Origin of the sequence: Flavobacterium sp. NKUCC04_CG (genome assembly GCF_019345525.1) — a bacterium.
Taxonomy (GTDB): Bacteria; Bacteroidota; Bacteroidia; order Flavobacteriales; family Flavobacteriaceae; genus Flavobacterium.
Window position 1 is genome coordinate 79,075 of the sequence record NZ_JAHKRA010000003.1, and the last position, 21,058, is coordinate 100,132.

Sequence of the window (21,058 nt, forward strand, 5' to 3'; positions counted from 1 at the left end):
ACTTTTATAATCGGCATGATTGCTATTACAAACAAAGCCTCCAAAATCGAATCATTTACCTTTACAAAGATAATAATTCAAGAACGACACCAATACGATCTATCGCTTTAATACGCCAATCAAAAAAATGGATTAATAAGTGAACTTTTCAATATATTTTTGTCGATCAGATTCCGTGATTTTTAAAACTTGAGAAATGTAATTATCCATAGAGCCATATCGAGACTCAATCGCTCCAAAGCTTGCCATTAGATAATCGGTATTGACCCAAGAAAAATTTTCAACAACCGTTTGATTTAGCTTTGGATATATCAAACGCCCTACTTTTAATAATTTCAATTGTTTTTCAATTCCCTTTTGTCGGTAATTGTTCGATAATAAATATTCTTGATAAATGGTTTCCCTATCCACCTTTAAAACAGATAAAACCAAGGCTGCAATAATTCCAGTTCTATCTTTTCCTGCCGAGCAATGAAATAGAACTGCGTGATTCTGATCCAATACCTTATGTATAATTTCCTTAATTATCTCAGGCTCTTCTATAGGGTAATAACTGTAAAATGCCTTGAGGAGTTCTACAGATTCTATAGGACTTATTTCCCCCTTAAAAACAGCTTGTCGCGTTTTTGCTAATTGCTCCTGTTCATCTTCAAAAGCATTGTAATGGAAATACGTTGTTGTTGTAGGATATTTATCGGGTTTTTTATGGAGTTCCACTTCAGTTCTCAAATCAACAAGAGTACCGATATCCATCTCCTCCATTTTTTTTACATCGTGTTTTCTCAATCCATTCAGCTGCCCACTTCTAAATAATTTACCCCAATAAATAGTTCTTCCTTCTGTTGTTTGAATACCTCCTAAATCTCTAAAATTGGGGACTTTTTTAAATAAAATCTTGCGATTACTCCATTGTATGGTATCGTTATTATCCGTTCGCAAAGCGACCAATAAGCGTCCTTCTTGTTTTGCGAATCGCACAACTGTATCATCTGAATGAACTGTTTTTTTTTGAATCAAATGGGTAGTAAATAAGATATCTCCCCTGTTTTGAGGTGACTTTAAATGCAATTCATAATTATGCTTAGTTTCTATCACTACAGGGCTTTGGTCCAATTTTGAAAACTGGGGAGGCTGCGTTGCTTTATATGCGCACGAAGCACTCAACAATAGCCAACTACCAATAAAAAAAAATCTCTTTAACATCATTTCGTATATATAATCTCAAAATTAAGGTTTTAAAAATAGAATCGAAATAATCTCAAACATATTGTTTAAGAGAAACAACAATCTAAAGAACTTTTTGAGCTGTAAAAGCGTTTTAATTAAAAATCGTATCTTGCCGCTTAGATAAAAACTGTAAAATTTTTACCCCATGATTTCAAAAAGTATAAAACTTTTAAAAGCACTAATCATCCTTTTATTGGCATGTCCTCTTTACGCCCAACAAGGAGGTATGTGGATTCCTTCCTTATTAAAAGGAATGAACGAAACAGAAATGAAGAGTCTCGGAATGAAAATGTCCGTATCAGACATATACGATGTCAATACTTCTAGTTTAAAAGATGCTGTACCTCATTTTAATGGAGGATGTACCTCTGAAGTGATTTCACCTCAAGGATTATTGTTAACTAATCATCACTGTGGATATGGCGAAATTCAATCGCATTCTTCTGTAGAAAACGACTATCTAGCCGATGGATTTTGGGCGAAATCGCTCAAAGAAGAACTTCCAAACAAAGATTTAGTAGTCACTTTTATCGTAAGAATAGAAGATGTAACGGCTCAAGTACTGCAAGGGGTATTAGATACTGATACAGAGGCTGCCAAAAAGCTAAAAATCGAAAAAAACGTTGCAACAACCACTCAAACTTTTCCCAAAGAAGCTTGGGAAGAAAACAAGATAAAATCATTTTATGAGGGCAACCAATATATTTTATTTGTAACCGAAACTTTTAAAGATGTTCGTTTGGTTGGTGCGCCACCTTCCTCAATTGGAAAATTTGGTTCGGATACGGATAACTGGGTTTGGCCAAGACATACGGGAGACTTTTCTTTGTTCCGTATTTATGCAGACAAAAACAATCGTCCCGCAGCTTATTCTGCCGAAAACGTACCTTATAAACCAAAACATTTCTTACCGATATCTCTAGACGGCATACAAGAAGACGACTTTACTTTGGTCTTTGGTTATCCTGGATCAACTCAAGAATACCTACCGTCATTTGCCATTGAGCAAATATTAAAAGAATTAAACCCAGCTAAGATTGAAATTCGCGATGCTTCTCTTAAAGTTACCAACGAGTTCATGAGAAAAGACCCGGCTATAAAGATTCAATATGCTTCTAAATATGCAGGAATAGCCAACTATTGGAAAAAATGGATTGGAGAAAGTCAAGGTTTAGAAAAGTCCAATGCCGTAGCTATTAAAAAAGCGTACGAAAAAGAATTTGAGCAACGTGTTGTCAAAAGCAAAAAACAAGCTACTTACGGAGCCCTTTTACCCGAATTTGAAAAGCGCTATAAAGAAATAGCTCCATATGCTGTAAGTCGCGATTATTTTATGGAGGTGGTTTTAAGAAATACCGAGTTGTTGACTGCAGGATTTAAACTATATCAATTGGAACAAGCTTATTTATCGAAAGGAGCACAATCTTTTAACGATAGACGCGCTCCCTTTATAGCTGCACAAGAAAATTTTTACAAGAATTTCAACAAAGAAGTTGATCAAAAAGTTTTTGAAGCTGTAGTAGCCCTTTATAGCGAAAAGGCGCCACAAGCCTATTTACCAAAAGAGTTAAAACAAATCGACATTCAGAAATTGTCTAAGTCTATATATGGCGAAAGCAAATTGAGTACTTACGACGGTTTAAAAGAATTATTAAAAGGAGATGCTGACGCAGTGTTTAAAAAACTTAATAAAGATAAAGGGTATCTTTTTACCAAAGCATTAGCTCAAAATTATTTTGACAACATTGCCCCTAAATATGATGCATTAAACACAGAGATTGCAGCACTACAAAGAAGCTATATGAAGGCACAACTGGAATTGTATCCGGATGCGCGTATTTTCCCAGATGCCAACAGTACCCTAAGAGTGACTTATGGCAAAGTAAATGGCTATGCTCCTAAAGATGCAATCTATTATGATGCCGTTACTTATTTGGATGGTGTAATGGAAAAATACGTTCCAAACGATTACGAATTTGACGTACCTCAGAAACTGATTGATTTATACAAAGCAAAAGATTATGGACCTTATGCCGAAAACGGTAAACTACCGGTAAACTTTATCGGTACTAACCATACTACAGGAGGTAATTCTGGTAGTCCTGCCATAGATGCAAATGGTAACTTAATAGGCTTAAATTTTGACCGTGTATGGGAAGGAACTATGAGTGACATCTACTATGACCCGGCTATTTGTCGTAATATTATGGTCGATGTTAGATACATTTTATTTGTCATTGACAAATACGCAGGAGCTAAACATTTGATCGAAGAGATGACTTTAGTGCACCCAAAGAAAAAATAATTTTCAATCTTTTGGCTTTCAATTACTTAAGCACGTTATTTTTTTTTAAAAAAAAATCACTAAATAATTTAGGATATCAAAAAATTCATATCTTTGTCAAGAATTAATAATTAACTTTTATAATTTAGTAAGATGAAAAAAATTGTTTTAAGTGTAGCTTTAGTAGCTATGATGGGTGTATCTTTTGTTTCATGTAAAGATACTGCTAAAGAACCTGCTGCTGAAGTAGAAGTTGTAGCTGAAGAAGTTGCTCCAGAAGTTGCTCCAGAAGTTGTAACTGAAGAAGTTGTTGCTCCAGAAGCTACAGCTACTGAAGTTCCTGCAACTACAGAAGAAGTAAAAGAAGTTAAGTAATTAAACCTTTCTTTTATAAAAAAACCTCGCTATGCGAGGTTTTTGCTTTTTATATCGGTCTCAACTTGCATACTTTGTAGTTCTTCAAAGAATTTGCGTTCGTTGGAAAGTCTAGGTATTTTATGTTGACCACCTAGTTTATCTTGCTTTTTCAGCCAATCATAAAATAAATTGGCACGCGCCACTCTAATCACCAACGGGTTTAAAGTCATGTTATTGGTACGTTTGGCTTCATAATCCGAATTTAAGTCTTGTAAATTCCTATCTAACAAAAGGGCAAACTGTTCTAGATCTTGCGGTTGGCGCCTAAATTCTACCATCCACTCGTGAGCCCCTTTCTCTTTCTCTTGCATAAATATCGGTGCTACCGTATATTCGGAAACTTCCGCTGCTGTTTGTTCGCAAGTTTTAGCTAAGGCTCTATCTGTATTTTCCACCATTAACTCTTCTCCAAATACATTGATATGATGTTTTGTTCTACCCGTAATTCGGATGCGATAGGGCGATAGTGAAGTAAAGCGAACGGTGTCACCAATAATATAGCGCCACAAGCCCGCATTAGTCGTTATAACCAACGCATAATTCTTATCGAGCTCTACTTGCGCCAAAGGAATCACCCGCTGTTCTAAGGTCCCAAAAGTGGCCATCGGGATAAATTCATAAAAAATTCCATAATCCAACATCAATAACAAGTCGCTGGAATTATTTAAATCCTGAATCGCGAAAAAACCTTCCGATGCATTGTAGATTTCATAGTATTTAAAATTTGAATTGGGTAAAAGTTTATTGTATTGTTCGCGATAGGGCTCAAAACTAACTCCTCCGTGAAAATACACTTCCGCATTAGGCCATAGTTCCAATAAATTGCCACGTCCTGTATCTTCAATAATCCGATTGAGCAATACCAGCATCCAAGAAGGTACTCCGGCAAAACTCGTTACGTTTTCACCTTTGGTTTCCCTGACAATGGCACTCATCTTGGTTTCCCATTCACTCATTAAAGAAGTTTTATTGCTCGGCGTACTACTAAACTCCGCCCAAAAGGGCATATTGTCAATTAGAATTGCCGACAAATCTCCAAAGAAAGTATTGTTGTCCTCATACAATTGTTTACTACCGCCCAGTCTTAAACTCTTACCCGTAAACAATTGAGAGTTTTCGTTGTTGTTTAAATACAAACACAACAAATCCTTAGCGGCTTTATAATGACAATTTTCTAAGGCATCATTACTAACAGGAATAAATTTACTTTTGGCATTGGTGGTTCCACTCGATTTTGCAAACCACTTAACCGGCTCAAACCACAGTATATTCTGCTCACCACGTCGGGTTCTTTCAATATAGGGTTCCATTTCTTCATAGGTAAAAAGCGGTACTCTTTTAGAAAAACTGTCGTAATTCTTCACGGAAGAAAAATCATATTTTTTTCCAAAAACGGTTTGCTCGTTACTTTTAATTAAATCTAAAAGCAATTCATTTTGTACTTCATTCGGGAATTTAAGAAACAACTCGATTTGATGAATTCGCTGCTTTAAAATCCATGATGCAATAGAATTAATAATTGTGAAAGCCATATTGTTTTATTTAATTAAAATACCATCATTGAAATTGCGAAATAGACCGAGGACTATCCAAAAAAACTTTTCGTATTTTTACCACTTTCCCAAAAGTAACAATTTTCTCTATGAAATACGAAGGAGTTTTAAATAAAATGCGCACCGAATGGGGACATCCCATCCAATATTTCTTAACCTTAAATAAAAATTTCATAAATGTTAATCAATTAATAGGCCTAAATCTTCAAGTATCTTTCCAAGGCTATCAATGCTTAAACTGCGGTAAAGCGAAAAAGATATTTCGCCAAGGTTTTTGTTATGATTGTTTTACTTCAAGTCCAGCTGTAGGAGATTGGATTATGAGACCCGAACTGAGTACAGCCCATTTGGGTATAGAAGATCGTGATTTGGAATACGAATCAAAAGTACAACTTCAGCCTCATGTCGTATATTTAGCTGTGGCTAGTGATGTTAAGGTGGGTGTAACCAGAAAAACTCAAGTGCCAACCCGGTGGATTGACCAAGGAGCATCTAGAGCCATTGAGATTGTAGAAGTTCCCAACCGCTATTTAGCCGGTATTACCGAAATCGCTTTAAAAGACAAATTCACCGACAAAACCAATTGGCGCAAAATGCTGCAAAATGAAATTGCTCAAGTGGATTTGGCGGAAATCAGAAATTCTCTGGAGTTGTTGCTGCCCGAAGAAGTTAAGCCTTATTATTATACCACTACTCACGATATTTTAGAATTGGAATATCCAGTAATTCAATTTCCCACTAAATTAAAAAGTTTAAACCTTGAAAAAACGCCTTATTTCGAAGGAGTCCTTAAAGGGATTAAAGGACAATACCTACTCTTTGATGACGGAACCGTTTTTAATGTACGAACCTATGAAGGTTTTGTGGTTTCTTTAGGAATTGGCAAGTAGAGCGTATTGTGAAGCGTTTTGAAAATCAAACCATTGATATCCTAAACAAAAAAAACCGCAATTTACACTCCAGTAAAATTGCGGTTTTTATTAATTATCCAAAGTCCATACGGTCATTAAATTTCAATCTTTCGATATATGACAACCGTTATTCCTTTTTCTTTTTTCCAAACAAATCTTTTAATCCCTCACCAATCTTGTTAATCGTTTCTTCTTTTTTAGCCTCTTTTTGAGTTTCTTCTGGTGTTTTGGTGTCGGTATTGGAATCTTTTTTACCACCTCCCAATAAATTACTCAACGCATTACTACCCTGATTTATTAATTTATCTTTCTGTGTAGCGATGATTTGATTACTCAAATTAGTCACTGCCTGATTTAAATCTGTAGTGACCTTAGGTTTACTAAAATCACCCGTTAGCCCTACCTGGATTGGAATGTTTTTTAAAGCTGCCATATCCGTAGCCGATAATTTGGATAGCACACCAGAAATATCATCACCTAAGTATTTTGCCGGTACATCGAAATTCAATTTATAATTAATTGTTTGATCCAAACCGTGTTCTCCTCCTACAACCACTTTTATATCTTGGTATTTTAAATCAAATGGGTTGACTTTAACCTTACCGTCTTTTAATTCTAAATGCATTTTTAGATTGTCTAAATTCAATTTGTTCAAGTCAACAAATTTTAGATTGCTATCCAAAGCCGTTAGCAGTTTTGAGTTGTTGGCATCTATTTTAGTCGATAATAATTGCCCCAATAAATCACCGGTCAAACTACTCATAATTGGTGTTAGCTCCAAACCGTCGAGCTTTCCGTTTAACTTGATGTTTGAATTAATCTTGCCATTTATAACCCCAGCAATAGGTGCGATACGCTTTAACATATCAATTTGGCTAAATGATTTAGCAATATCCAGGGCTTGCAACCCCAAATTCATATCAAAGGTTGGAACGGCAGTTTTGGTCGACACATTACCGTTAAAAGCTATTTGACCGTCAAAAACATCGGTTTTCATATTCTGAAAATGAACAGCCTCATCCTTAATAATTAATTTCCCAACCACATTTTTCAAGGTTAAATCATCGTAGACTACTGTTTTGGCATTTGCTGTAATCGTACAATCTAAAAAAGAAGGAATCTTAAGTGGTTCTTTTTTAGCGGTTGCCATTTTTTTAGCTTCAGTCTCCGTTTTATCCGTCGGAGTATCTGATGCTTTTAGAATGTCCGAAACAACAAAATTATTGGAATTTAGAGCGAAATTTCCCTTTAAATTTTGCTTACTAAACAAGAATCCATAAAAATTATCCAAAGTTCCTGTTGCTAACAAATCGGTAGTTCCCGTTTTCAGTTCCAAACGATTTAAGCGAACTTGATTTGGATTAAAGACCAGCGCCGCTTCTTTGATTTGCAGCGGTTTTGCCATTTCTTCGGATTCGTAATTGAAATTCGTCAACGAAATACTCCCCGTATTTTTAATGTTCTGGTATTGATTGGTTTCCACAGATTTCATATCAAACTGGGTTACCACATCGGCTTTTAAAATTCCCGTTAACGGTTTTTCCAGTTTAATAGGATATGCCTTACTCAAATTAGCCAGATTAACAATTCCGTTTAACTTGGCATTGACCAAAGCGTTGTCCATAATATTTTTAATACTGGCTTCGGCTTTAAAAACGTCTTGATCGATTTGGAAATTTAATTTATTCAGCAACACATACGTATCATTAATCAATCCGGTATCGTTGATTATTTTTGCATCCAATGCTATATTCCGAATAGCTTTAGGCAAATCGGGATACTGAAAAGATGCCTTGTCCGATGCCATAACGATTTCCATTTTAGGAAATGCCGTTTCGGTTAATTTTCCATTGACTTTTCCAGAAACTCTAAATTCCCCTTCGGTCTTTACTTTTTGGATATCTCCAGCATAAGCCTCGGGTATCAGTGCCAAAAAGTTCTTAAACGACGAATCAGGAGTGGCAAAATCCAAATGGTACTCCTGTCCTTCCGCTAACAATTGAATTGTCCCATTAAATTTAAGGGGCAATTGATTAATCGTGGCTTCATTTTCTTTAAACGTATATAGATTCTTTTCCAAATCCATACCGATAACCGCTTTCAATCCTAAGTTGACATTGTTTAGCAAGGCAGTGCCATCCTTTTCAAAAGAGACCTTAGCCTGAGATTGGGTATCCAAATCCAGTATATTTTGCGCTAAATTTCCACTGCCTGAATGATTCAATTCCGAAACAACCATTTTCATTTTAGAACTCAAATCATGGTATACCAATTTTATATTGTTCAATGCATATTGGTTTAAATTCAAAGAGAAAGGACTATCATTCGAAGGATCTTGCTCGTCTTCTTCATCTTTAATTGCAATATCGTAATTCGCAACACCTGCTTCATTAATCAAAACGTTAATCGCTGCATTTTGAACATCGACTCCCTCTATATTCATCGGTTTATCAGCTCCATTAAACAATTCCATCATGGACATTTTTAAGTGAATATGCTCGGCAAACAATAAGGTATCTCCAGCAAAAGGAGCTTGATTCACTATACTCAGCTTCGAGATAGAAATACTCGCTTTGGGAAAATTGGTAAAAAGACTTAAATCCACTTTATCATAGGCAACCTCAGCTGTCAATTTTTTATTGATTGTTTCCAGTACCATGCTTTCTATTTTCCCTCTAAAAATAAATGGTGCTGTGAATAAAAACAATAATAAAAATCCAACAACAGCTGCACTAATTATAAATACTTTCTTTTTCATTTATAGATATTATTTTAAAAATTATATGTTATCGCCTATCCTCATACAAAGTTTGTTGCCATAAAAACGCTGCCGATTGTGACGACATATACCCAACAATTAACCCAATTCCTGATTACCGCTGAGCAAAACACTTTCTAATCAACAGCAAACTTGCTCTCTTATTGGCAAAATATAAAAAATTACCCCCAATTTACTTAATAAAACCTTAAATAAACCGACTTCGTACTGAATATTAACTATTTTGAACGGTTTTTTAGTTTCTCCCAAGAAATTTAATAAACTTGTAAAAAAAAAGAGGCTGTCCTTTTAAAACAGCCTCTCTTTTTTGGGATACGGACTAATGCTTATTTAATCAAAAGCTCGTATGGCAATAAAGCTTGAATACCTTGAGCTTTATTAAAATAATTCAAGCGTTCAATCATTTCAAAACTTTCTGCTCCAATTTTTTCTTTGATCAATTCATCTTGAGTTTTCATCATAGACACTCCTATAAATCCGCGAATCATATCTTCAAATTTAACTTCATATTCTGGGTAATTCACCGTTTTATATTCCTTAATTTCTACCTTCTTGGCAGCATAAGCAATAGCATCATGCAAACCACCTAGAGCATCAACTAAACCGTTATCCAAAGCATTTTTTCCTGTCCATACACGTCCCTGAGCAATTTGATCGACTTGATCAAAAGTCATTTTTCTACCTGTAGCTACTCTTGTCACAAAAGTTTTATAAACATTTTCCACACCTTCTGTTACCACGGCTTTGTAAGCTGGGTCAATATCGGAGAAAGGACTGTATCCACGCGAATTTTTATTTGTAGAAACGTGTTCGGCGTTAACGCCAAACTTGTCTGCTACCTTTTTAAAGTTAGGCAGCATTCCAAAAACACCTATAGAACCTGTAATCGTACCCGGTTCGGCAAAAATATAATCACCATTACAAGCGATATAGTATCCGCCTGAAGCCGCTACGTCACCCATAGACACTATAACCGGTTTAACCTTTTTAGTCAGTTCAACTTCTCTCCAAATCAAATCAGACGTCAAGGCACTTCCTCCTGGGCTATTCACTCTCAAGACAATAGCTTTTACGTTGTCGTTTTCACGCGCTTTTTTCAAAGCACGATTAACTGAAATTTCTCCAATATAGTTTACATTTCCTTCGCCATTTAAAATTTGTCCTTGTGCGTAAATTATTGCGATTTCATCTTTAGAAGTGTTTGCTGATCGTCTTGTGGCCACTTCTCTAGCATAGGTTAGAATATCAATCGTATTATAATCCTTATTCTTTTCTACCTGTAATGCCTTTCTAATAGCATTATGGTATTCGTCTTCATATACCACTTTATCTACCAAATGAACCGCTTTTGCCAACTCTGGCGTTCGCGCACCTAAACGATCGGCTATACGGTTTAACGAATCTGTAGGAATATTTCTACTCTTAGAAACATCTTCTAAAACCGTTGACCAAATGGATTCTAACAATACCGTCATTTGCTCTCTATTGGCTTCACTCATATTTTGTTCCAAATACGGTTCTACAGCGCTTTTATACTTTCCATGACGAATGACTTCCATTTTAACACCCGATTTCTCTTGCAAATCTTTCATATAAAGCACCTCAGCTGCCAATCCTTTAAAGTCCAATTCCCCCACTGGATTTAGATAAACCGTATCCGCTACAGAGTTCATATAATATTCGGATTGCGAATACGCATTAGCATAGGCCAATACAAATTTTCCGCTTTTTTTAAATTCTTCTAATTTTTCACGTATTGAACGGCGTTGTGCCATACCTAACTCCGAATAATTATTTAATATGGAGATCCCCTTAATTTTGTCGTCCGTTTTTGCAGCTTCTATTGCATTTAAAATATCAGAAACCCCATCAGCATCGCTATCAACATAATTAAAATCCTTATAATTAAATCGACCCGCATAGTCGTATTTGACCTTAGAAAGGTCTAAGTTGATTACCGAATTGTTTTTAACCAGTACTTTGTCACTACTGCTTCCAAAGATGGCTCCCAAAAGGATTATCCCAAAAAAAAGGATACCAAAAAAAACAAACAACCCTACAATCGTTGCCAATACATTTCTTAAAAATCTCATATTTCCACTTTTTCTCTATTAGTAGTTAAACCTACCCTATTGTTACAATTTTATTCAAATATCGTACAAAACTACTTAGTTTTATAGTGTTGTAAATTAAATTACTTTTAGTTAATTTGCCAAATGTTTATTCAGAATCAAATCATCCTATCCCTAGGCAGTAATCAAGGCAATCGCATCGCCCAACTTCAAGAATCCATAGACCTGATTCACAAATCAATAGGCACCGTCGTTCGTGTTTCTGCTGTTTATGAAACTCCTTCTTGGGGTTTTGATAGCGATGCTTTTTACAATTGTGCTTTATTAATACATTCGTCCTTAGATGCAAAAACGGTATTAGAACGCTCTTTAAAAATAGAGACGCAATTGGGCAGGGTTCGTTCGACTTCTAAAAACTATAGTGCCCGTATTATAGATATCGATTTAATAAGCTTTAATGATGAATGTATCTCCACAGCTACATTAAGCATACCTCATCCTTTATTTCCCGAGCGTCGATTTGTTTTACAACCGATAGCGGACTTACATTTTGAGTGGACCCATCCCGTTTTAAAGAAATCTTTTGCCGAACTTTTACAGCAATGCACCGACACGGCTATTTGCACGAAGATTGGCAACTTAAATCACCCCCTTGGCCAATACCGCTTTCAAGACCTCAATTTTATAGCTATTGAAGGAAATATTGGTGCTGGAAAAACCACCTTGGTTCACAAAATTTCAGAAGATTTTAATGCGAAACTAATCTTGGAAGGTTTTGCAGACAATCCCTTTCTACCTAAATTTTATGAAGACGCTTCTCGTTACGCTTTTCCATTAGAAATGTCGTTCCTTGCTGATCGATATTCCCAATTATCCGATGACTTAGCACAATTTGACCTGTTTAAAGAATTTATTATTGCCGATTATCATATTTTCAAATCGCTGATTTTCGCTCAAATCACCTTGGAAAGTGATGAATTCCGACTGTATAAACAGGTATTTGAAATCATGTATAAAGAAACCCCCAAACCGGGCTTGTATGTGTATTTATATCAAAACACTACGCGTTTACTGGAAAACATTAAAAAGCGTGGTCGTTCTTATGAAAGTGATATTCCCGCCACATATCTAGAACAGGTTAATCAAGGATACTTTAATTATATTAAAACCCTGCCACAAGACAAGGTTTTGATTATAGATATTTCTGAAATGGATTTTGTAAATCGTCAAGAAGACTATATTGCCATTTTAGCGCTTATTCAGCAGAAGATAAACGCGCGTTGATTTTTTGAAACAAATCCCAAACCACGATTCCTGCACTTACAGAAATGTTCAAGGAATGTTTGGTGCCCAATTGTGGAATTTCTATGACCCCATCACAGCGGTCTATCGCTTTTTGAGAAACCCCTTTTACTTCATTACCAAATACCAAGGCATATTTCTGGTCAGGGATAACTTTAAAGTCGTTTAGCATGACGCTATGCACAACCTGCTCTACTGCTTGTAAAGAAACTCCTTCGCTTTTTAATTTTTCCAATACCTCCACTACGTCAGCAGCATATTCCCATACAACTGTTTCCGTTGCCCCTAACGCCGTTTTATGTATTTCCTTATTTGGTGGCGTTGCCGTAATTCCACACAAATAAATTTTCTCTATTAAAAAAGCATCGCTAGTTCTAAATACCGAACCGATATTGTGTAAACTGCGTATATCATCCAATACCAATATCAACGGGGTTTTGGTTGCGTCTTTAAACTCGTCTGTATTGATTCTGTTTAATTCGCTGTTGGCTAATTTTCTCATCGTATCTGTCATAACTGCAAAATTAATCAATAATTTTTTATTAGCCTATACTTCTATATGCCTATACTTCTATATGCCTATATGCCCATTCGCAAATGCGCGTATCAGCGTATCAGCGTATCAGCGTATCAGCGTATCAGCGTATCAGCGTATCAGCGTATCAGCGTATCAGCGTATCAGCGTATCAGCGTATCAGCGTATCAGCGTATCTGCCTATCTGCCTATCTGCCTATCTGCCTATCTGCCTATCTGCCTATCTGCCTATCTGCCTATCAGCAAAAACAGCACTATTTCTTAGCTTTGTAAGTTTAACTGTAATATTTTTGTAGGTTCACAAAAGCGCATTGATTATGTTGACCGCCATGCTGAGAGCGTATGTTACTTCGCCACTACTTATTTATATTACTCGTTGTATTCTAGGCTTCTCTGTCGGCTACAAGTTGTATATGAGTTTGCCGGAACACGAATTGATGTGGACAATGATTTCGATTATACTGGTAATTTCTCCGGAAGGAAAAGATTCTCGTCGTTTGTCTATAGAGCGTTTTAAATCCAATATGGTCGGTTCGGCAGTGGCTTTGGCTTGTATCCTAATGCATGAACCAAATTTTTATGTTATTTTAGTCGGAATTATTTTGACCATTATCACTTGTTATCTTTTTAACATTATGAATATGGCGCGAGTGGCTTTGGTTACTTTACTTATTGTTTTGGTTCAACCACATACCACTCAGGCAGAATTGGCACCGATTTTTCGTTTTGCCTCGGTTACGATTGGCTGTCTTATCGGTTTATTGATTACCATATTCACTTCGATGATTTTGAGATACGCCAAAAGGAAATTGCAAATCGTGCAATAATCAGGGAGCAATCCATAAAATTCGACAAAATAAAATTCTTAACTTATATTTGTATTTATTAAAACAACAAGCATGTCTGCAAAAGAAAAAAGTACCAAGGAAACTCCGTTAATGAAACAATACAACGATATTAAGAAGAAATATCCCGATGCTTGTTTGCTTTTTCGAGTGGGAGATTTTTATGAAACTTTCGGGCAAGATGCTGTTCGTGCCTCCAATATTTTGGGTATTACTTTGACCAAACGCGGCGCCGGTTCAGCCAGTGAAACGGAATTAGCGGGTTTTCCCCATCACTCCATTAATGTGTATTTACCCAAATTAGTTAAGGCGGGTTTGCGCGTTGCTATCTGCGATCAATTAGAAGACCCTAAAACGACCAAAACCATTGTAAAAAGAGGGGTAACCGAATTGGTTACGCCTGGGGTTGCTTTAAATGATGAAGTTTTACACTCCAAGACAAATAACTTTTTATCGGCCTTACACTTTGGCAAAAAAAATATTGGAATCTCCTTTTTAGATGTTTCTACAGGAGAGTTTTTAACTGCCGAAGGCGATACGGAATATATAGACAAGCTTCTTCAGAACTTTTCACCAAGTGAAGTATTGGTTCAAAAAAACAATAAAAACCAATTTCTACAACATTTTGGCTCAAATTTTAATCTGTTTTATTTAGAAGATTGGGTTTTTAAAGAAGATTTTGCCTTTGACTCCCTAACACAACATTTTGACACCAAATCCCTAAAAGGATTTGGTGTAGAAGATTTGCACGAAGGAATCATTGCCAGTGGTGCCATCTTGTATTATTTATCAGAAACGCAGCACAATAAAATCCAACACATATCTAATCTACAACGGATAGCCGAAGATGCCTATGTCTGGATGGATCGCTTTACCATTCGGAATTTAGAATTGTACCACAGTACCAATTTAAATGCCATCACGCTTTTAGACGTTATCGACAAAACACTATCCCCGATGGGAAGTCGTTTGTTAAAACGTTGGTTAGCCTTGCCGCTCAAAGATTTGGCTAAAATTAACGAACGACATGAAATCGTCTCCTTCTTAAAAAACAATGCCTCGGTATTAGAGCACTTCCAATATCAAATCAAACAGATATCGGATTTAGAACGATTAATTTCCAAAATTGCCACAGGCAAAGTATCGCCCCGTGAATTGGTGTATCTAAAGGAATCCTTAAATGCCATTATTCCGATTAAGAAGATGGCCTTGGAAAGCAAGAACGATTCATTACGTGCCATGGGTGATAGACTACACGCCTGTGAGTTGCTACGTGAGCGTATTGACACGACCATACATCCCGAGGCTCCTGTTGCCTTGTCAAAGGGAAATGCTATAGCTAGAGGCATACACGAAGAACTCGATGCTTTGCGAGATATATCGAATACGGGAAAAGCGTATTTGGACGATATGGAAAAACGCGAAAGTGAGAAAACAGGGATTCAATCGTTAAAAATTTCGTTCAATAACGTTTTTGGTTATTATATCGAAGTGAGAAACACACATAAAGACAAGGTTCCAACCGAATGGATTCGCAAGCAAACTTTGGTTAATGCAGAACGCTATATCACAGAAGAGCTCAAAGAATATGAAAATAAAATTCTAGGCGCAGAAGAAAAAATAAGCAAACTGGAAAGTGAAATTTACGAGCAGTTTATCATCTGGTGTGCCCAATATATCAAACCCGTTCAACTGAATGCCAATCTCATTGCTCAAATCGATTGTTTGTGTTCTTTTACACAGTTGGCCAACGAACATCATTATGTGCGTCCAGAAATTGATGATAGTTTTGATTTGGAAATCAAAGATGGAAGGCACCCGGTTATTGAAAAACAATTACCTCCCGATGTTCCCTATATTGCTAACGATGTTTTTCTCAACAATACGCACCAACAAATCATCATGATTACCGGTCCCAATATGTCGGGTAAATCGGCTATACTGAGACAAACCGCGTTAATCGTACTCTTAGCACAAATGGGTAGTTTTGTTCCAGCAAGCAGTGTTAGAATGGGTCTAGTAGATAAAATTTTCACCCGCGTAGGAGCTTCTGACAACATTTCGATGGGAGAATCAACTTTTATGGTAGAAATGAACGAAACAGCTTCTATTCTAAACAATATTTCCAATCGCAGCTTGGTATTGCTCGATGAAATTGGTCGAGGTACCAGTACTTACGATGGTATATCAATTGCGTGGGCTATTGCAGAATACTTGCATCAACACCCTGCTAAACCAAAAACCCTATTTGCTACTCATTATCACGAACTCAACGATATGCAAGAGCACTTCGAAGGAATTAAAAACTTCAATGTGGCTGTAAAAGAACTTAAAGACCATGTTTTGTTTATTCGAAAACTAGTTCCAGGGGGCAGTGCTCATAGTTTTGGTATCCATGTAGCCAAAATGGCAGGCATGCCGCAAGTTGTAATACTTAGGGCTCAAAAAATGCTTAAACAGCTCGAAAAAGGACATTCCAAGGAAGCCAATTTAGGCGAACTTGAAGAGGAAATGCAGTTGAGCTTTTTTAATTTAGACGATCCCTTATTGGAAAACATCAAAAACGAAATCGCAGCTTTAGACATCAACACACTAACTCCTGTGGAAGCATTGATGAAATTAAATGAAATCAAAAAAATGTTGAGCAAATAATATTATACACAATATAAACCCTATCTTAAAAAAACGAGTAAACCCATTAAGTTTACTCGTTTTTACATTTTTAAACATCCATAATGAACCGGTGAAACAGCTCCTCTAAAAAGTTTAAAAAAACTTTGTTTTTTTGATTTCTGAGAATCAAGGAATTAAAAAAAACTTTGGTTTTTTTTTGCTCTATCCCTTGTGAATATGAAAAAACGTTCTATATTTGCACTCGCAATACGGAACAAGTATGGCGATGTTCTTAACAAAAAACGATATGCGAAAATAGCTCAGTTGGTAGAGCGCAACCTTGCCAAGGTTGAGGTCGCGGGTTCGAATCCCGTTTTTCGCTCCATTAATTCTAATGCTCGAGTGGTGGAAGTGGTAGACACGCTGGACTTAAAATCCAGTGAACAGTAATGTTCGTGCGGGTTCAAGTCCCGCCTCGAGTACAAAAATCCTAAACAAATCGTTTAGGATTTTTTTTTGCTTTAAACTAAAGTAAATCCTGGATTTCAATTCAGGACAACCCTATATGCGGAAGACTTCAAAATCATCCAAACTCAATAGTTTTTTTTCGTAATCAATTCAATAGTACTTTTCTCTATAATACATGAGTGCATTTGTTATCAGCCTAAAAGAAAACGGACAATTAAAATACACCTATAATTCCAGGCGCGGTAAAACCATTTTAACCAGTATGGAATACTCCAGTAAGGAAGCCATACACGGTACAATAAATTTTCTTAAAAATAATTTTGAACTTGTGTCCCTTTATAAATTTAGAACACCCAGTGGAAAATACTTTTTTAAAATAGCTATCGATCAAAACATCTATGCAACCAGTCGAAAATTCACCACAGAATTACGTCTGATTAAAGGCATGGATGAAGTACGTAGGAATTTTGTAGTCTCGGAAATATTGGATTTCTCTGTCGATATTTTTGCCAGTGCAGAAGATGTATTTGGCAAAGAAGAATAAAAAATAAAATCTCGTTTTGATGTATTGATTTTACATAAAAACATCCTATATTTGCACTCCGCAATACAACATATGTATAACGATGCTCGAGTGGTGGAAGTGGTAGACACGCTGGACTTAAAATCCAGTGAACAGTAATGTTCGTGCGGGTTCAAGTCCCGCCTCGAGTACAAAATCCTAAACAAATAGTTTGGGATTTTTTTTTGCTTTTTTTTGACTGACAGACTAGTAATCAAGTCTTTGAAATTCAGTTACCTAGATGAATATTAGTAACCGGCTTGAGCTGTTTACCAATTTCAGAATGCTCTCCCGTATTCGTAAAATACTCGTAACTGCCGCCGGTATTTTTACCGTACCAAATAATCGTTTTACCATTTTGAAAAAAGACGGTTGGCGGACTCCCCTCTATCTCTTTAAAATACCTCCATATATATTGCTCTACAGGCAGTATGTTATGAAACGTTGTAACTCCTACAACGCGACTCTCACAATCAATCAATTCATAATAGTCATAACTCCAATATACACAGTCGGGTTTGTCTGACTGAAATCCATTTACACACAATCCCCCTAAGAAAACCACAAAAAGCAACGCAGCAATTACCAACCCCTCCTTTTTGTTTTTTGTCGAAACAAACAACGGACTATTAATCCGTAACTCCTCTTTAACAATTGTATGTTCCTTTACGTCTTCCACTTTATTTTCAACCACACCTGTGTTGCTCCCCAAAAACTTACCCAATGGCCTTTTTTCAAAATCTGCAAGTACCGCCAACAACTCCACTATCATAAAACTGGGTCTTCCGGAATCACCAATTATAAAATTCCGAACAGGTCTTAATTTATCCACATTAAAATTTAAAAATTGACTTGTTAGATCTGCACGCAGGTCTAATTTAAAGAAGTGTTCGAAAATTTTCTTATCCGAACTCGATGGGCTATCGCTATAAATAGCCATACAAATATCACGAAGTTTTGCAGGGGATGGATTTAATAAAATATAATCGTATTCGCTGTTTTTTTTTGCCTCTTCAATCGCTTCTTTAACCGCTTTAATATAATCAGCAGAAGTAAACTTATTCATAAATCTCAATGCTTTAGTAAGATTAAATTGGAGTAACTGGAATTCACACGGAACAATCGGAATTGTATCGGAAACATCGGAATTATCGGAAACACACTGATATACTGCGCTTTAACTTCTATTTCTTTGCCTCAACAATTTTAGTTCTTGTTGTGGTTCGCTACCTCAACAAATGTACAAAACTAAATGAAGTAGGATTTGTGGGTACCCTCATTTTGCAAAAGGGAAGTTACAATTTGAACCCCACCTATACCGCTTCGCCCTTCCCTATTTATCGAGCTCGATTTTTTTTAAACGCCCTTTTAAGGTCCAGAAGACCTTATGGCAAAAAAAAACTCAACCTATTAAATAGTCGAAAAAATGAAGAAATTATATATCTTAATGTTCGTATTGGTCTCTGGATTATTCGTAGCCTGTGAGACCCCAGACTCTAACGAAGAAGCGTCAATTAAAAAAGAAATGGGTGATGGAACAGGCGCCATAGTAGTAAAACCTAGCCCTCCAATTAAACCCCCAACCAAGTAAAAAGCCCAATTAACTAGAGGATGTTGCGAAGTAAAATTTTGAACATCCTCTTTTTACCATAACACGCTAAAAGCCTATGCAAAATACTTTTCATTCTCCACACTTTTAGATTTGACAAACTAAAAGCAATACGTCTTACTGTTTCTTTTCTCGTCAAAAACGACTACTTTCGACGTATGGGAAAAGACTACTTCATTTTTATATTATTACTCCTCATTTGCAGTATTTTGCTTGTTGGTTGCAACAGCAACAATGAGCATACAATAAACTCAACACCCCCCTCTTTCTCGAAAGCCTACTCTTACCAAAACAAAGCCGATTCCTTTGCACAACAAAACCTTAACGACAGCGCATATTACTATTACTTACAATCGAATAGCGAACTTTTATTAATTAAAGATTTCGCAAATCTGACCTATAACTCTATTAAAATTTCAGAAATTCAATTTCTATCTGGTGATGTTATTGGTTCAGAAGAAACTTGTACTGAAGCCCTAAAATACGCTCCAAAAGATAATGTATCGTACATCATTGCTCTTTACAACAACTTTGGTCGCAATTATCTTAAGCTACATGATCACGACAAAGCAATTGAATATTACAATAAAGCACTTCATCTCAATATTGATGAACTCAGCCGTATTACATTAAAAAACAATATAGCCTATACGTATATTCAAAAACAGCATTTTGAATTAGCTCGGCAAATACTAGACAGTTTAATTGATGCACCTATATTAAAACAGCATCCCCTTCATTACGCACGAACTTTAGACAACCTAGGCCTTAGTTTATTTAGGGCGAATCCCAATACGGGTTTAAATGAACTAAAACGGAGTTTAAACATCAGAGACTCACTTCAATTCGAACACGGCTTAATAGAGAGTTATGCCAACCTGTCTGATTATTATTTACAAAAAGACCCCAATTTAGCCAAGGATTACGCTTTAAAAATGTATCGGCTTGGACAAAAACTAAAGAATCCTGACGACGAGCTTAGAGCCTTGGGATTATTAATACAAACAAGCAACACGGATGAACTGCGTAGGTGGTCACAAAATTATATTGATCGCTCCAAAAGCACCAATCAAACCAATCAAACCGCAAAAAATCAGTTTGCCAAAATCAAATACGACCACCAAAAGGAAACAGCTGAAAACCTAGAACTAAAAACCATAACCGCCAAACAAGAAATCGATATCGAACGAGAGAAAAACAAGCGGCAAATACTGATTTTTACTCTAATTACCATAATTGTAGGAGTTCTTTGGTTTATTAAAAACAGTCAGAGACGACATCAAGCAGAAAAAGCCAAACAGGTCTATATTACTGAAACCAAAATATCTAAAAAAATTCACGATGAACTCGCTAACGACATCTATAATATTATTGCCTATACCGAAAATTTCGATCTAACATCCGATACTCACAAAAATCGTTTGTTAAACGATCTTGAAGGTGCCTACAATAAAACACGAAACATCTCTTCAGAATATGGTTCCATTAGTTTTGGCGACGATTTTTTAAATTATCTAAAAAGCCTCTTACAAGAGTATAACGGTAAAAACCTCAAACTGGTTTCAGTAGGCATTGATACAATCGATTGGAATTCATTAACTGAAATCAAAAAAATAGCTATTTATCGAGTTATACAAGAACTGTTGGTCAATATGAAGAAACACAGCAAAGCCAACTTGGTTAGTTTAAAATTTGAACAAGTAAAAGGCTTACTCAAAATCAACTATTCCGATAATGGGACCGGCATCGTTAACGAAAAGTTAATTGCCAAAAACGGTTTAACCAATGCGGAAAACCGCATTAAAGACATTCGCGGAAGCTTTACATTTGAAATTGAAATCAACAAAGGACTGAAGATTTTTATAACGATTCCCGTATAGA

The 21,058-nt window shown here is 36.1% G+C and carries 15 protein-coding genes and 3 tRNA genes; 12 read left to right on the top strand and 6 right to left on the bottom strand.

Annotation, left to right across the window (positions count from 1 at the left end):
• Positions 1-132 precede the first annotated feature (132 nt).
• A complete protein-coding gene (locus KO524_RS03230; RefSeq protein WP_219289951.1) occupies positions 133-1,095 on the bottom strand; it encodes a tyrosine-protein phosphatase in 963 nt (320 codons plus the stop codon).
• A 277-nt stretch (positions 1,096-1,372) separates the two neighbouring features.
• Here KO524_RS03230 and KO524_RS03235 point away from each other — a divergent pair, with 277 nt between their 5' ends.
• Both KO524_RS03235 and KO524_RS03240 read left to right on the top strand, forming a co-directional pair.
• On the top strand, positions 1,373-3,532 hold the full coding sequence (locus KO524_RS03235; protein ID WP_219289954.1) for a S46 family peptidase: 2,160 nt from the start codon (positions 1,373-1,375) through the stop codon (positions 3,530-3,532).
• A 168-nt stretch (positions 3,533-3,700) separates the two neighbouring features.
• The gene (locus KO524_RS03240; RefSeq protein ID WP_255555115.1) at positions 3,701-3,886 is read left to right on the top strand and encodes a hypothetical protein; all 186 of its coding nucleotides are present in this window, start codon (positions 3,701-3,703) and stop codon (positions 3,884-3,886) included.
• A 29-nt stretch (positions 3,887-3,915) separates the two neighbouring features.
• On the opposite strand, the gene KO524_RS03245 is transcribed toward KO524_RS03240, so the two are convergent.
• Positions 3,916-5,460 (bottom strand): GH3 auxin-responsive promoter family protein, encoded by a 1,545-nt coding sequence (locus KO524_RS03245; RefSeq protein WP_219289960.1) that lies wholly within the window; start codon positions 5,458-5,460, stop codon positions 3,916-3,918.
• Positions 5,461-5,570: 110 nt separating this feature from the next.
• Here KO524_RS03245 and KO524_RS03250 point away from each other — a divergent pair, with 110 nt between their 5' ends.
• The gene (locus KO524_RS03250; protein WP_219289964.1) at positions 5,571-6,371 is read left to right on the top strand and encodes a DUF2797 domain-containing protein; all 801 of its coding nucleotides are present in this window, start codon (positions 5,571-5,573) and stop codon (positions 6,369-6,371) included.
• A 148-nt stretch (positions 6,372-6,519) separates the two neighbouring features.
• Here KO524_RS03250 and KO524_RS03255 read toward each other — a convergent pair whose 3' ends face one another.
• Positions 6,520-9,150: an AsmA-like C-terminal region-containing protein gene (locus KO524_RS03255; RefSeq protein ID WP_219289967.1), complete on the bottom strand. Its 2,631-nt coding sequence runs from the start codon at positions 9,148-9,150 to the stop codon at positions 6,520-6,522.
• 347 nt (positions 9,151-9,497) lie between these two features.
• Entirely contained in the window at positions 9,498-11,264 is a 1,767-nt protein-coding gene (gene sppA, locus KO524_RS03260) for a signal peptide peptidase SppA (RefSeq protein WP_219289972.1), read from the bottom strand.
• Positions 11,265-11,387: 123 nt separating this feature from the next.
• Here sppA and folK point away from each other — a divergent pair, with 123 nt between their 5' ends.
• On the top strand, positions 11,388-12,527 hold the full coding sequence (gene folK / locus KO524_RS03265; RefSeq protein WP_219289974.1) for a 2-amino-4-hydroxy-6-hydroxymethyldihydropteridine diphosphokinase: 1,140 nt from the start codon (positions 11,388-11,390) through the stop codon (positions 12,525-12,527).
• Here folK and KO524_RS03270 read toward each other — a convergent pair.
• A complete protein-coding gene (locus tag KO524_RS03270) occupies positions 12,499-13,047 on the bottom strand; it encodes an RNA methyltransferase (RefSeq protein WP_219290553.1) in 549 nt (182 codons plus the stop codon). The two genes, folK and KO524_RS03270, sit on opposite strands and share 29 nt — an antisense overlap.
• 350 nt (positions 13,048-13,397) lie before the next feature.
• Between KO524_RS03270 and KO524_RS03275 the strand changes: the two genes are divergently transcribed.
• The 6 genes from KO524_RS03275 (at position 13,398) to KO524_RS03300 (ending at position 17,720) form a co-directional block, all read left to right on the top strand.
• The gene (locus tag KO524_RS03275; protein WP_219289977.1) at positions 13,398-13,907 is read left to right on the top strand and encodes an aromatic acid exporter family protein; all 510 of its coding nucleotides are present in this window, start codon (positions 13,398-13,400) and stop codon (positions 13,905-13,907) included.
• Between the two features lie 72 nt (positions 13,908-13,979).
• On the top strand, positions 13,980-16,577 hold the full coding sequence (gene mutS / locus KO524_RS03280; protein WP_219289980.1) for a DNA mismatch repair protein MutS: 2,598 nt from the start codon (positions 13,980-13,982) through the stop codon (positions 16,575-16,577).
• 270 nt (positions 16,578-16,847) lie between these two features.
• Positions 16,848-16,923, top strand: a tRNA-Gly gene (locus KO524_RS03285).
• Between the two features lie 11 nt (positions 16,924-16,934).
• Positions 16,935-17,020, top strand: a tRNA-Leu gene (locus KO524_RS03290).
• Between the two features lie 161 nt (positions 17,021-17,181).
• Positions 17,182-17,550, top strand: a complete 369-nt coding sequence (locus KO524_RS03295) for a hypothetical protein (RefSeq protein ID WP_219289983.1) — start codon at positions 17,182-17,184, stop codon at positions 17,548-17,550.
• Positions 17,551-17,634: 84 nt separating this feature from the next.
• Positions 17,635-17,720: transfer RNA gene (locus KO524_RS03300), tRNA-Leu, on the top strand.
• 77 nt (positions 17,721-17,797) lie between these two features.
• Here KO524_RS03300 and KO524_RS03305 read toward each other — a convergent pair.
• Complete coding sequence (locus KO524_RS03305; protein WP_219289986.1) at positions 17,798-18,634, bottom strand: hypothetical protein; 837 nt, start codon at positions 18,632-18,634, stop codon at positions 17,798-17,800.
• 360 nt (positions 18,635-18,994) lie between these two features.
• On the opposite strand from KO524_RS03305, the gene KO524_RS03310 reads away from it, so the two are divergent.
• Together KO524_RS03310 and KO524_RS03315 are read left to right on the top strand one after the other, a co-directional pair.
• Positions 18,995-19,159: a hypothetical protein gene (locus tag KO524_RS03310; protein WP_219289989.1), complete on the top strand. Its 165-nt coding sequence runs from the start codon at positions 18,995-18,997 to the stop codon at positions 19,157-19,159.
• Between the two features lie 176 nt (positions 19,160-19,335).
• Positions 19,336-21,057, top strand: a complete 1,722-nt coding sequence (locus KO524_RS03315; RefSeq protein ID WP_219289992.1) for a hypothetical protein — start codon at positions 19,336-19,338, stop codon at positions 21,055-21,057.
• Position 21,058: the final 1 nt, after the last annotated feature.